The sequence below is a fragment of the Kribbella sp. NPDC023855 genome, assembly GCF_040639475.1.
GTDB lineage: Bacteria > Actinomycetota > Actinomycetes > Propionibacteriales > Kribbellaceae > Kribbella.
Genome location: NZ_JBFAAA010000002.1, coordinates 529,967 through 542,098, shown reverse-complemented (window position 1 = coordinate 542,098; position 12,132 = coordinate 529,967). Strand labels below are relative to the sequence as shown.

Here is a 12,132-nt window from a genome sequence, read left to right as displayed (position 1 = left end):
CGGAGTGACTGATTCCGCGCAGGTGTCCGAGATCTTCGACCCGTCGGCCTGGAAGCAGGTGGACGGGTTCGACCTGACCGACATCACCTATCACCGGGCGGTCGACGCCGGCGTGGTCCGGATCGCCTTCAACCGGCCCGAGGTGCGTAACGCGTTCCGGCCGCAGACCGTCGACGAGCTGTACCGGGTGCTCGACCACGCCCGGATGTCGACCGACGTCGGCTGCGTGCTGATCACCGGCAACGGCCCGTCCCCGCGCGACGGCGGCTGGGCGTTCTGCTCGGGTGGCGACCAGCGGATCCGTGGCAAGGACGGCTACAAGTACGCCGAGGGCACCACCGCCGACACGATCGACCCGGCCAAGGCGGGCCGGCTGCACATTCTCGAGGTGCAGCGGCTGATCCGGTTCATGTCGAAGGTGGTCATCTGCGTCGTACCGGGCTGGGCGGCCGGTGGCGGGCACAGTCTGCATGTCGTCTGCGATCTCACGCTGGCGTCGGCCGAGCATGCCCGGTTCAAGCAGACCGATGCGGATGTGGCGTCGTTCGACGGGGGTTTCGGCTCGGCGTACTTAGCTAGGCAGGTCGGGCAGAAGTTCGCTCGCGAGATCTTCTTCCTGGGCGACGAGTACTCCGCCGAGGACGCCTACCGGATGGGCATGGTGAACAAGGTCGTGCCGCACGCCGAACTGGAGGCGGTCGCGCTCGAGTGGGGCAAGAAGATCTGCGCGAAGTCACCGACGGCGCAGCGGATGCTGAAGTACTCGTTCAACCTGATCGACGACGGACTGGTCGGCCAGCAGATCTTCGCCGGTGAGGCGACCCGGCTGGCCTACGGCACGGACGAGGCGGCCGAGGGGCGCGACTCCTTCCTGGAGAAGCGGCCGGCGGACTGGTCGGGATATCCTTACGCGTTTTAACGATCATCCGTGAGTAGTTCACAGAAATTATTGTTCGAGCTACTGACAGTTCACGGTTAGTCACTTACCGTCGAGCGGTATGGACAACCTTTCCCGCCGTGGTCTGCTCGCGGGAGCCGGTGCGCTGGTCGCCGCCGGTTCCCTCGGTCTCCCCATCGCCTCCGCCCGCACTGTCCGCGCCACCGCCCTGCCCACCACCAAGCGGTTCAAGATGGGTGGCGCCGGGGGTGAAATCTTCCGCAGCAAGCCGCTGTGGGGTCCGACCGTGATGCAGTCGTTCGCGTTCGACACCCCCAACAACCGGCTGTTCACCGGCCAGCTGAGATCCGGTACGCCGGCCAACAGCGGCGACCTCACCCTGAGCCAGTTGAGCTTCTCCGGGACCGTGCTCGGCCACATGTACCTCAACGGCTTCGGCCATGCCGTCTCGATCGGCGCGCAGGCCGTCGGTACGACGTCGTACATCTGGACCGAGACCGATGTGGACACCGCGAACGGGCGAGGCCGGCAGATCTGCCGGTTCCCGTGGAAGAACGGCGCCACCTTGAGCTCGTCCTCGGTGACGAAGTGGAAGCCGGTCACGGGTGGCGTCCTGACGCCGGCGGTCGACCAGCGGTACGGGCGGCTCGGCGTACGGCACTCGTCGCCGGACGGCATGCGCATCAACGTCTACAGCCTCGCCGCGGCTTCTGCTGGGGACTACTCGACCGTCCTCGCGTCCTTCAAGCAGCCGGCGTTGACCCCTGACGTCGCCTTCCAGGGGTGGGCCCTCTACGGCTCGTACTGCTACTTCTGGGAGGGCACGGCGTACCCCGGTGAGCCTGATCCGGACGCGGCGAACTCGAAGCTGTGGTGCTACGACATCAACGCCGGGCAGATCGTCGACTCGTTCCTGACCCTGGCCGGCAACAGCCTGACCTACCGCGAGGCCGAGGGGATGGCGGTCTACGGCTCGACCGACGCGACCGCCCGCCTGTACTTCGGCTTCGCGTCGGGCGTCACCGGCGACCGCCGAGCCAACCTCTTCTACCGCAACGAGCTGGTCTAGCGGCTGCTGGTCCAGCGGCTACTGGGCGACGCCGTACAGGCGATCACCGGCGTCGCCGAGGCCCGGCACGATGTAGCCCTTCTCGTTCAGGTGGGAGTCCATCCCGGCGATGACGAGCGTGCAGGGGACGTCCAGGTCGGCGAGCTCGCGTTCGATCCGCTCGACGCCTTCGGGGGCCGCGAGGATGCAGATCGCGGTGATGTGGTCGGCGCCGCGGTCCACCAGGAACTGGATCGCGGCGGCCAGCGTGCCACCGGTGGCCAGCATCGGGTCGAGCACGTAGCACTGCCGGCCGTGCAGGTCCTCGGGCAGCCGTTCGGCGTACGTCGAGGCGCTCAGCGTCTCCTCGTTGCGGATCATCCCGAGGAAACCGACCTCGGCCGTCGGCAGCAGCCGCGTCATCCCCTCGAGCATGCCCAGACCGGCGCGCAGGATCGGTACGACGAGTGGCTTGGGTGACGCCAGCTTGATGCCCTCGGCCTCGGCGACCGGCGTGGTGACCGTGACCGGGCCGGTGCGGACGTCCCGGGTCGCCTCGTACGCGAGCAGCGTGACGAGCTCCTCGGTCAGCCGCCGGAAAGTCGGCGAATCCGTCCGCTCGTCCCGCAGCGCGGTGAGCTTGTGGGCGACGAGCGGGTGGTCCACCACGAGGATCTGCATGCCGCGAACGCTACCGTCGGCGATTCGCTGCCGGGAAGCAAGCCCGCTGTTAGCGTGGAAAGCGCAGTCGATTTAGGTCAGCCGGCCCCCGCCCCAGGGGCGCCTCTCCCGAACCGATTGAGGACGGTGCCGCCGTGCCCGAGACAGCGCCCGAAACTGTGCCCGAGAAGACCGGCAAGTCCCCCGAGCAGCTCGACCGCCTCCGCCGCCGCGCCGCCTTCCTCCGCGAACTGGAAGAAGCCCGCGCCCTCCGGGACCGGATCGCCCCGCGCCGGGCCCGGGTCCGCCAGCTGCGCGCCGCCATGCGCCGCGCCACCTACCACCACTGAGTGGGTAACAGAAAGGGAAAAAGCGGTAAAAAAGCGAAAACTGGGTCAGGAGTCTGCGACCATGCAAAGGTGTCCGATCCCACGGCTGGGCCGATGACCACCACCGAACTCGACTTCGCGGTTGCTGCCTACACCGAGGACGGGGACTGGCAGGTCGCACCGCTGGTACTGCGGGGCGAACCCGATCTGTCCGCGCTCGTCTCGGCGCTGCGCCGGTATCCGGGGGATTCCGGCGTGATCGGGATGATTTCGGTGGAGGAGGACTTCTTCGTGCTGCTCCGGGTGGTCGGCGGCCGGGCCCGGCTGCTGCTGTCCGACGTCACCGCCGCGACCGAGTGGCCGCTGGCCAAGGAGGTCGTCGACGAACTCGGCATCCCGCTGGCCGATGACGACGACGAGCAGGTCCCGGCCGGCGATCTCGGCATCATCTCCGACCTGGGGATGAGCGCGATGGATCTGGGCGCGCTGATCGACGACGTCGACCTGTACCCCGAGGAGATGCTCGAGGAGATCGCCGACGTGCTCGGGTTCGGCAACCAGTTCCACGAGGCGATCGAAGCTCTTGGCTAACCCCGCACACCGGGCCTGGGCCCAGCTGATGGGTCTGGCCCTGGAAGAGGCCGAGCTGGCGCGCGGCAGCGCCGACGTACCGATCGGTGCTGTCGTCGTGGACGCCGAGGGCCGGGTGATCGGTCGTGGGCACAACGAGCGGGAGGCGACCGGGGATCCGACGGCTCATGCCGAGGTGCTGGCGATCCGCCGGGCGGCCGAACAGGTCGGCGAGTGGCGGCTCAGCGGCTGCACGCTGGTCGTCACGCTGGAGCCCTGCACGATGTGCGCGGGCGCGATCGTGCTGTCCCGGCTGGACCGGCTGGTGTTCGCGGCGTACGACGAGAAGGCGGGTGCGGTGGGCTCGTTGTGGGACGTCGTCCGGGACCGCCGGCTCAACCATCGGCCCGAAGTCATCGGTGGTGTGATGGCCGACGAAGCGGGTGCGCGGCTACGCGATTTCTTCACAGGCCATAGGTCTTGATAGCCTCTGCGGCGGTGGCGTGTCCGAGCGGCCGAAGGAGCGCGCCTCGAAAGCGCGTGAAGGGCAACCCCCTTCCGAGGGTTCAAATCCCTCCGCCACCGCCAACCACCTTCGGGTGGTAGTTACGCCGGAGACCCTGATGCTGTGTGATGCGTCAGGGTCTCCGTTCTTTTCCCGCCGGGTCCGGCTCCGCGCCGATGATTCGTTGCCGGAGGCGACACTCCACTAAACTGCAGCCCCCGACCCGAGAGGGCCGCTGTGGACGTATCCCAACTCGACCGGATCCTGCTGACCGGCGCCGCGGTGCTGCTGGTGGCGATCATCGCCGTCCGGTTGTCCGGCCGGCTCGGCCTGCCGTCGCTGCTGATCTACCTCGCGATGGGTCTGATGCTGGGCGAGTCCGGGGTGGGGATCCAGTTCGAGGACGCGGAGATCGCGCACGCGCTCGGGTTCGCCGCGCTGGTGATCATCCTGATCGAGGGCGGTCTGACCACCCGGTGGAACGAGGTCCGCCCGGTGATGCCGATCGGCATCGTGCTGGCGACCGTCGGAGTCGCCGTCAGCGTGGGAGTGGTCGCCTGTTTCGCGCACTTCGTGCTCGGCTTCGACTGGCAGATCTCGATCCTGCTGGGTGCCGTCACCTCCCCGACGGACGCCGCCGCCGTCTTCTCCGTACTGCGCCGCGTCCCGATCCGTCCCCGCATCCGAGGGATGCTCGAGGCCGAGTCCGGGCTCAACGACGCCCCGACGGTCCTCCTGGTGACTCTGGTGAGCACCGGCGGCTTCAAGGAGCACGGCCTGCCGTACTTCGCGGGCCTGGTCGTCTACGAGCTCGTGATCGGTGCTGTGTTCGGCCTGCTGGTCGGCTGGGCGGCCATCGGCCTGATCCGCAGGGTCGCGCTCGGCTCCGCCGGTCTGTACCCGCTCGCGATCGTCGCGCTCTGCTTCCTCTCGTACGCCGGTGGCACGGTCCTGCTGCACGTTTCGGGGTTCGCCGCCGTCTACGTGACCAGCCTGGTCCTCGGCCGCGCGGAGTTGCCGCATCGGCTGGCGACCAGGTCGTTCGTCGACGGGATCGCCTGGCTGGCCCAGATCGGGCTGTTCGTGATGCTCGGCCTGCTCGCCTCGCCGGGGCGGATCCGGCTGAACGACGTACTGCTCGCCCTGGTGATCGGAATCGCGGTCACTGTGGTCGGGCGGTTCGCGGCGGTGACGTTGTCGGTGTCCTGGTTCCGGGTGCCGTGGCGGGAGCAGACGTTCATCGGCTGGGCCGGGCTGCGCGGCGCAGTACCGATTGTGCTCGCGACGATCCCGCTGGCGGAGAACGTGCCGCAGGCCGACCGGGTGTTCGACGTGGTTTTCGTGCTCGTACTGGTCTTCACGCTGCTCCAGGGTCCCTCGCTGCCGTGGCTGGCGAAGCGGCTGGGGGTGCTCGACGACAACGCGGCGCACGAGGTCGACATCGACGTGGCGCCGCTGGAGTCGCTGGGCGCCGACATGCTCCAGGTGATGATCCCGAGCGAGTCCCGGCTGTCGGGCGTCGAGATCGGCGAGCTGAGGCTTCCGCCGGGGGTGTCGGTGTCGCTGGTGATCCGCGAGAAGCGAGCCTTCGTCCCCGAGAGCCGATCCGTACTACGGGCCGGCGACGCGGTCCTGGTGGTCGCCCCCAGCGCAGTACGGGAGCAGACGATCCGCCGCCTCCGCGCCGTCAGCCGGGCCGGTCGCCTGGCCGGCTGGTTCGGCGAACGCGGCCGCGAGCAGCAGTAGGACTCAGCCCGGGTTCTGGCCGGACGGGACCGGCTGGGTCGGGCGGATGCTGGGCAGGCAGAGGGTGGTGTTCTTCGGCAGGGCGATCGAGGGGATCGGCTTGGCACGGAGTCCCGGGTAGCCCTCGCCGACGATCAGGTCGACGGTGTGGTCGGGGCGGGCGTCGGCGATCGCCTTCACCTTGCCGTTCACCTGACCGGCGATCAGGTTCATCTCCGGCGCGTTCGCGGTCGTGCCGCGCAGCACGACGCCGGTGACCTTGTCACCCTTGGGCTCGTTCGCGATCTTGTTCACGTGGAAACCACGCTTGGTCAGCACCGCGGCCACCGCCCGCGCCGTACCGGCCTTGGCGCCGCCGTTGTAGACGTTCACCACGACCTGCTTCGAGGTGAGCCGGTCGTTCGGCATCAGCGTGTCGACGCAGTTCTGCTCGGCGCTGCTCTGGGTCAGCGAGTTCCAGCCCCACCAGGCCCCGCCGACCAGTAACCCCAGCAGCACCACCATCGTGATGGGCGTCCGCCAGTGGATCCGCGAGTGCGGTCGCGGCTGCGGCTGGAGTGCGCTCATCTGAAAGTCCCCCGACTCATCTCTACTCCACGACCAGTACCCGGGCGTGCAGAACCAAACGCTGCTGCAGGGCCGCACGCAGGGCGCGGTGCAGCCCGTCCTCCAGATACATCTCACCCTTGAACTCGACCACGTGCGCGAACAGGTCGCCGTAGAAGGTGGAGTCCTCGTCGAGCAGCGCGTTCAGGTCGAGAGTGCCCTTGGTCGTGACGAGCTGGTCGAGCCGCACCTGCCTCGGTGGCAGCACGGACCAGTCCTTCGGCTTGTACCCGTGGTCCGGGTAAGGCCGTTCCTCGCCGACGCGCTTGAAGATCACCCACGGAAGTCTAGCGGGGTGTGAGGGTCGGCGAGAGGTCAGGAATGTCACCGGGAAAGTTGGCCCGGCAGCTCAACCTTTGGGGGTTGCCGGGCGTCTGATCAGGATAAGCACTAGTAGGGGGAGAAAAATGAGAACTCTGACCCGTTGGGGCGCTGGTCTGGCCACCCTCGTGGTGGCCGTGGCCGGTACGACGATTCCGGCCGAAGCGCTCACCGTGACCCAGGCCAAGACGGCCCAGACCCGGCTGAACAAACTCGGCTGTACGGCGGGCCCCGTCGACGGCAAGATCGGCGCGATGACCCAGGCGGCCACCGTCCGGTTCCAGTCGGCGAACCTGCTGAGCCAGACCGGTTCGCTGAACAGTACGACGTACTCGCGGTTGCTGGCCTCCACGGCCAAGCGCTGCGACGTCCGCGCGGTGCCCACCCGCACCGGGAGCGGCCGCCGGATCGTGATCAGCCAGGGACAGAACTGGGTCTGGCTGGTCGACGGGTACAACCGGATCGTTCGCCAGGGCGGCATGATCGACAACCCGACGTATCTGAAGCCGGGCACCTACACGAGCGGCCCGAAGTGTGGCCGGGCGGCCCGGATCCGGAAGAACACCGACGGTGCGCGGCTGTACCTGAACAACTTCGTCCGGTTCGCGCCGTGCGGGATCGGCTTCCACCAGATCCCGACGTACAAGAGCAACGGCGCGCAGATCCACCCCGACTGGCTGCTCGGGACCAACTACCGGGCGTCGCACGGCTGCATCCGGGTGTCGGCCTCGATGTCGGCCACCATCTGGACCTTCGCCGCGACGGCGACCCGGGTGGTAGTCATCCGCTGACGTTCCGCAGCACTGCGACCGTGCCCCGGGCGTGAGGTTCACCCAACCTCAGGTCCGGGGCACTAGCATGCCGAGCGCAGGGGACAGAGTTTCTTCGTTCGTTCGAGAGGCACGCTGAGATGGCCGAGACAGCCGATGTCGTGGAGACCGTCAAGCAGGGGTACGCGTTCGAGGGGCCGGCGATCGAGCTCGGCGCGCTGCTGGTGGACGGTACGCCGAACCCCGCGGCGGCGGTCCGGATCCCGCTCTCGATGGTGAACCGGCACGGGCTGGTCGCGGGTGCCACCGGTACCGGCAAGACCAAGACGCTGCAGCTGATGGCCGAGCAGCTCTCGGCGGCGGGTGTCGCGGTGTTCGCGGCCGACATCAAGGGCGACCTCTCGGGCATCTCGCAGCCCGGTCAGGAGAGCGAGAAGCTGCTGGCCCGGACCAAGACGATCGGTCAGGAGTGGTCGGCGACCGGCTTCCCGACCGAGTTCTACGCGCTCGGCGGGCAGGGCACCGGCGTACCGATCCGGGCCACCATCACCTCGTTCGGCCCGGTCCTGCTGTCCAAGGTGCTCGGGCTGAACGACGTCCAGGAGTCCTCGCTCGGGCTGATCTTCCACTACGCGGACAAGAACGGCCTGACGCTGCTGGATCTCAAGGATCTGCGCGCGGTCATCACGCACCTGACCAGCGACGAGGGCAAGGGCGACCTGAAGGAGCTCGGCGGGCTGTCCGCGGCGACCGCCGGGGTGATCCTGCGGTCGCTGATCGGGTTCGCGGACCAGGGCGCCGAAGCGTTCTTCGGCGAGCCGGAGTTCGACACGGCCGACCTGCTGCAGCAGCGTGACGGCAAGGGGGTCGTCTCGCTGCTCGAACTGCCGAACCTGCAGGACCGGCCGGCGCTGTTCTCGACCTTCCTGATGTGGCTGCTGGCCGACCTGTTCCACGACCTGCCCGAGGTGGGCGATGTGGACAAGCCGAAGCTGGTGTTCTTCTTCGACGAGGCGCACCTGCTGTTCGCGGACGCCTCCAAGGCGTTCCTGGACTCGATCGCGCAGACCGTCCGGCTGATCCGGTCGAAGGGCGTCGGCGTCTTCTTCGTCACCCAGACACCGAAGGACGTGCCGGACGCCGTCCTGGCGCAGCTCGGGTCGCGGGTGCAGCACCAGTTGCGCGCGCACACCCCGAACGACGCGAAGGCGCTGAAGGCGACCGTGTCGACCTTCCCGAACTCGTCGTACGACCTCGCCGAGGTGCTGACCCAGCTCGGCATCGGCGAGGCGGTCGTGACGGTGATGAACGAGAAGGGCGCACCGACTCCGGTCGCGTGGACACGCCTGCGGGCACCCCAGTCGTTGATGGCACCGGCCACGGCCGAGCAACTGGCGGCCTCGGTGCAGGGGTCGGCAGGCAACTCGAAGTACACGGCGGTGGTCGATCGCGAGTCGGCGTACGAGAAGCTGGCGGCGCGGGTGCAGGCCGGTGCCGAACAAGCCGAGGCCGAGGCGAAGAACGCTCCGCAACCGAAGGCGGCTCCGGCTCCCCGGGCGCAGAAGCAGGAGAAGTCGATGGTCGAGCAAGTGGTCGGCTCGTCGGCCTTCAAGCAGTTCGCCCGCTCGGCCGGCCGGGAGATCATCCGCGGCCTGTTCGGCGCCGCCCGCCGCAAGCGCTGAGGCCGCGGTATTCGACGGTGATGGACCAGTCACCGTCCGTACGGCGATCATTGATTCTTGATCAAACGAGTGAATTCTGAACGACCTATTTCGTTTCCAACTGGTTATCGTCACCGCGCCGTCGCGGATTGGGACCGGGCCCTCACTCGTCGTACCGTGAGAGGTAATGGTTGCGCACAGTAGGCGAGCGGTACGGTCCTGGGCGCTGTGGACGCTGTCGCTCCCGGCGCTCGGAGTGGTCCTGCTCGTCGACCTGGGCGCGATCGCGTACGGCGTCGAGGCGTTCTCCGAGCTGCCGTCGTGGGGCGGGCTCGACATCGTCTTCGCGCTGACCGTTTCGGCGCTGATCTCGGTCGAGGGCGCGCGCCGGGTGGAGAGCCGTCGCCGCCGGGGCGGCGCACTGCACAAGGACCTCGCGCCTGCCTGGATGATCGCGGCCGCGCTGGTCCTGCACCCAGCCCTGGCCATCCTGGTCGCCCTGCTGCTGCGGATCTGGTGGCGGGTCCGGGCCGGGAAGTGCATCCCGTACCGCTGGGCGTTCTCCACCTCGGTCCACGTGCTCGCGATCGGCGCCGCACACGCCGTCTACCTGTCCGCCCGCGATCTCGCCGGCAGCAGTGACCTCGGCCTGGTCATCGCGATGGCCGGTGGAGCCGTCGCGTACGCCGCGGCCGACACCCTGCTCTGCGGGCTGGCGATCTCGTTGATCGTGCCGGGCAGCAACCGGCAGGACACGGTCGGCGGCAAGGACGATCTGTGCGTCGACGCGACCGCCGGCACGCTCGGCTGCCTGCTCGCGGCGGCGACGCTGGTCAGCCCGTGGTTCGCGTTCGTGGCGATCCCGATCACGCTGACCGCTCAGCGCGCTCTGCTGCTCGGCCAGTTGGAGACCGAGGCGCAGACCGATCCGAAGACCAGCCTCGGCCGGGTCGACTGGTGGCGCCGGCGGACCGAGGAGATGCTGCGCACGTCGCGGACCCAGCGCGAGCCGATGGCCGTGCTGCTCATCGACATCGACCACTTCAAGCAGGTCAACGACCGGCACGGGCACCTGGTCGGTGACGAGGCGCTCCGGGCGGTGGCCACCATCCTGCGCTCGGCGATCCGGACCAAGGACGTGATCGGCCGGTTCGGTGGCGAGGAGTTCGTCATCGCGCTGCCCGACACCGGTCTCGACGACGCCACCGTGACGGCCGACCGGCTCCGCTCCGCGGTCGCCTCGAGTCCGCTCGCGGCGATGTGCGCCGGAGTACTGGATGATCCCGACCTTGATCCGGACACGTTCCGGCTGACCGTTTCGATCGGTGTCGCGGTCTACCCCGCCGACGGCAGCACCCTCGACGACCTGCTGCTGCGCGCGGACCGAGCCATGTACGCCGCCAAGGCGGCCGGCCGCGACCGGGTCCGTCTGGCCGCCGACATGCTCGCCGACCCCAAGGTCGGCTTCGGCCTCAACCATTCACCCGGTACGCCGGCGCTGCCGCGTCCCACCCCGGCCAACCTCCAGCACCGCTAGATCTCTCCCGGGACCGGCAGAACCTTTTCCCGACAGCCCGCGTCTTGTGCTGTGAGTGGCTGGAACGACGGGAGAACGGATGCAGCGGTCAGAGAGCCGCGATGTGGACTTCACGGCCTTCGTGCTGGCCAGATCCGCGCGCTTGGTGCACTTCGCGCGGATGCTGTGCGGCGACGCCGGGCTGGCGGAGGATCTGGTGCAGACGGCGCTGGAGAAGGCCTACCTGCGCTGGGACCGGATCGAGCTCGGCGACCCCTTCGCGTACGTCCGGCAGGCTGTCGTCAACCAGCATCTGTCGTGGATCCGGCGCCGGCTGTGGCGCGAGCGACCGAGCGGCGGGACGGCCGAACTCGACGACGAGTTCGGTTCGCCGTCGCCCGGCCGGATCGTTGCCGACCCGCTCGCACGGGTTGAGCACCGCGTCGCGATCGCCGGCGCGTTGGCGACGCTGAGCAGAAGGGAGCGGGCAGTGGTGGTTCTGCGGTACGTCGAAGACCTGACCGAGGCGCAGACCGCGGCCACGCTCGGAGTCGCGCTCGGAACGGTGAAGAGTACGAATGCCCGGGCCTTGCAGAAGCTGCGTGCCGCCCCCTCGCTGAGTGGCCGCTACGTGGGAGAACAGGCATGAACGACGAAGACCTGCGCGAGGCGCTGCGGCCACCAGCCGGCATCGAACCACTGGACCCGGCGACGGTGATCGCCGGCGCGCGTCGGCGCCGCAAACGGAATCTGGCGACCGGTGGCGCGTCAGCGGTCGCAGTACTGGCGGTGGTTGTTGCCGCGAGTGTGTTCGGTGGGACGCGGCCGACCGGAAACCCGGTGGTGGAGCAGCCGAAACCTTCAGTCGCCACTGCGAAGCCGTCGCGTGCTGCGACACCGAAATCGCAACCGAACGTGCCCGCTCTGGTGGCCCTGTGCAAGTCAGCGCTCAAGCGGGACCAGACGCTGGTTCTGGGGCCGGCGGCGGCCAAGCAGGCGTTGTTGTCAACGCCACGAGGCGCCGTGATAGTAATTGCCGATAGCAAGCATTGGGCGGCCTGTGACAGTGGTGACCGTCCCGACATGGCCGTGCGGGAGCCGGGCACCGTCAAGCGGCCGGCGATCTCGGACACCGATGCCTTCGCCGTGGCGCACAACGAACTGACCAGGGCGGGCAAGACCTTCAACTACTACTGGGCCGCGGGGCTGCTGCCGACCGGGGTGACGACGGTGAGGTACACCTTCCCGGGCGGGAGTTCCGTCAATGCGACGGTGAGCGGGAAGTACTGGTTGATGCAGCACTCGGTGCCACTGCCTGGGCCGCAGGCGTCGGTCAGTCCGGAGCGCGTCAGGGTTCAGCTGCTCGGAGACAGCGGTGTCGTCCTGAAGAAGTTCGCGCTGAAGCCGGGCGAGCAGACCTGTGCGCAGATCACCCACGGTTGCTGAACCGGCAGAACCTTCTCCGGTCGCTTGTGCGTCCTTCAGCCCGACAGCAGAAAAAA

General features: G+C 68.5%; 14 protein-coding genes and 1 tRNA gene. 12 read left to right on the top strand and 3 right to left on the bottom strand.

Annotated elements, in window-relative coordinates; genetic code table 11:
* The first annotated feature begins 4 nt into the window (after positions 1 to 4).
* Positions 5 to 919, top strand: a complete 915-nt coding sequence (locus tag AB0F51_RS08310) for a 1,4-dihydroxy-2-naphthoyl-CoA synthase (protein ID WP_360275947.1) — start codon at positions 5 to 7, stop codon at positions 917 to 919.
* Between the two features lie 79 nt (positions 920 to 998).
* Positions 999 to 1,967 carry a hypothetical protein gene (locus AB0F51_RS08305; RefSeq protein ID WP_360275944.1) on the top strand — a complete coding sequence of 323 codons (969 nt, stop codon included), beginning with the start codon at positions 999 to 1,001 and terminating at the stop codon, positions 1,965 to 1,967.
* An 18-nt stretch (positions 1,968 to 1,985) separates the two neighbouring features.
* Here AB0F51_RS08305 and upp read toward each other — a convergent pair whose 3' ends face one another.
* Entirely contained in the window at positions 1,986 to 2,627 is a 642-nt protein-coding gene (upp, locus tag AB0F51_RS08300; protein ID WP_360275941.1) for a uracil phosphoribosyltransferase, read from the bottom strand.
* A 134-nt stretch (positions 2,628 to 2,761) separates the two neighbouring features.
* Between upp and AB0F51_RS08295 the strand changes: the two genes are divergently transcribed.
* The 5 genes from AB0F51_RS08295 to AB0F51_RS08275 all read left to right on the top strand — a co-directional run bounded on the left by AB0F51_RS08295 (position 2,762) and on the right by AB0F51_RS08275 (position 5,756).
* Positions 2,762 to 2,956: a hypothetical protein gene (locus tag AB0F51_RS08295; protein WP_360275939.1), complete on the top strand. Its 195-nt coding sequence runs from the start codon at positions 2,762 to 2,764 to the stop codon at positions 2,954 to 2,956.
* A gap of 69 nt (positions 2,957 to 3,025) precedes the next feature.
* Positions 3,026 to 3,526, top strand: a complete 501-nt coding sequence (locus AB0F51_RS08290; protein ID WP_360275936.1) for a tRNA adenosine deaminase-associated protein — start codon at positions 3,026 to 3,028, stop codon at positions 3,524 to 3,526.
* Between the two features lie 28 nt (positions 3,527 to 3,554).
* A complete protein-coding gene (tadA, locus tag AB0F51_RS08285; RefSeq protein WP_360277253.1) occupies positions 3,555 to 3,989 on the top strand; it encodes a tRNA adenosine(34) deaminase TadA in 435 nt (144 codons plus the stop codon).
* 13 nt (positions 3,990 to 4,002) lie between these two features.
* A tRNA-Ser gene (locus AB0F51_RS08280) sits at positions 4,003 to 4,093 on the top strand.
* 154 nt (positions 4,094 to 4,247) lie between these two features.
* A complete protein-coding gene (locus AB0F51_RS08275) occupies positions 4,248 to 5,756 on the top strand; it encodes a potassium/proton antiporter (protein WP_360275934.1) in 1,509 nt (502 codons plus the stop codon).
* 3 nt (positions 5,757 to 5,759) lie between these two features.
* On the opposite strand, the gene AB0F51_RS08270 is transcribed toward AB0F51_RS08275, so the two are convergent.
* Positions 5,760 to 6,323: a LytR C-terminal domain-containing protein gene (locus AB0F51_RS08270; RefSeq protein ID WP_360275931.1), complete on the bottom strand. Its 564-nt coding sequence runs from the start codon at positions 6,321 to 6,323 to the stop codon at positions 5,760 to 5,762.
* Positions 6,324 to 6,345: 22 nt separating this feature from the next.
* Positions 6,346 to 6,639: a type II toxin-antitoxin system VapB family antitoxin gene (locus AB0F51_RS08265; protein WP_132288237.1), complete on the bottom strand. Its 294-nt coding sequence runs from the start codon at positions 6,637 to 6,639 to the stop codon at positions 6,346 to 6,348.
* A gap of 130 nt (positions 6,640 to 6,769) precedes the next feature.
* On the opposite strand from AB0F51_RS08265, the gene AB0F51_RS08260 reads away from it, so the two are divergent.
* From AB0F51_RS08260 to AB0F51_RS08240, 5 genes are all read left to right on the top strand, one after another.
* Positions 6,770 to 7,474 carry a murein L,D-transpeptidase gene (locus AB0F51_RS08260; RefSeq protein WP_360275928.1) on the top strand — a complete coding sequence of 235 codons (705 nt, stop codon included), beginning with the start codon at positions 6,770 to 6,772 and terminating at the stop codon, positions 7,472 to 7,474.
* Positions 7,475 to 7,593: 119 nt separating this feature from the next.
* Entirely contained in the window at positions 7,594 to 9,135 is a 1,542-nt protein-coding gene (locus AB0F51_RS08255) for a helicase HerA-like domain-containing protein (RefSeq protein WP_360275925.1), read from the top strand.
* A gap of 166 nt (positions 9,136 to 9,301) precedes the next feature.
* Positions 9,302 to 10,651 (top strand): GGDEF domain-containing protein, encoded by a 1,350-nt coding sequence (locus AB0F51_RS08250; RefSeq protein WP_360275922.1) that lies wholly within the window; start codon positions 9,302 to 9,304, stop codon positions 10,649 to 10,651.
* 79 nt (positions 10,652 to 10,730) lie between these two features.
* Entirely contained in the window at positions 10,731 to 11,279 is a 549-nt protein-coding gene (locus tag AB0F51_RS08245; protein WP_360275919.1) for a SigE family RNA polymerase sigma factor, read from the top strand.
* Entirely contained in the window at positions 11,276 to 12,076 is an 801-nt protein-coding gene (locus AB0F51_RS08240) for a hypothetical protein (protein ID WP_360275916.1), read from the top strand. Before AB0F51_RS08245 ends, AB0F51_RS08240 begins: the two co-directional genes overlap by 4 nt.
* The last annotated feature ends 56 nt before the right edge of the window (positions 12,077 to 12,132 follow it).

Bases quoted from the DNA above. Each gene is read 5' to 3' on its own strand.
- AB0F51_RS08305 (WP_360275944.1), top strand. From the start codon at position 999: ATGGACAACCTTTCCCGCCGTGGTCTGCTCGCGGGAGCCGGTGCGCTG.
- upp (WP_360275941.1), bottom strand. From the start codon at position 2,627: ATGCAGATCCTCGTGGTGGACCACCCGCTCGTCGCCCACAAGCTCACC.
- tadA (WP_360277253.1), top strand. From the start codon at position 3,555: ATGGGTCTGGCCCTGGAAGAGGCCGAGCTGGCGCGCGGCAGCGCCGAC.
- AB0F51_RS08270 (WP_360275931.1), bottom strand. From the start codon at position 6,323: ATGAGCGCACTCCAGCCGCAGCCGCGACCGCACTCGCGGATCCACTGG.
- AB0F51_RS08260 (WP_360275928.1), top strand. From the start codon at position 6,770: ATGAGAACTCTGACCCGTTGGGGCGCTGGTCTGGCCACCCTCGTGGTG.
- AB0F51_RS08255 (WP_360275925.1), top strand. From the start codon at position 7,594: ATGGCCGAGACAGCCGATGTCGTGGAGACCGTCAAGCAGGGGTACGCG.
- AB0F51_RS08250 (WP_360275922.1), top strand. From the start codon at position 9,302: ATGGTTGCGCACAGTAGGCGAGCGGTACGGTCCTGGGCGCTGTGGACG.
- AB0F51_RS08245 (WP_360275919.1), top strand. From the start codon at position 10,731: ATGCAGCGGTCAGAGAGCCGCGATGTGGACTTCACGGCCTTCGTGCTG.
- AB0F51_RS08240 (WP_360275916.1), top strand. From the start codon at position 11,276: ATGAACGACGAAGACCTGCGCGAGGCGCTGCGGCCACCAGCCGGCATC.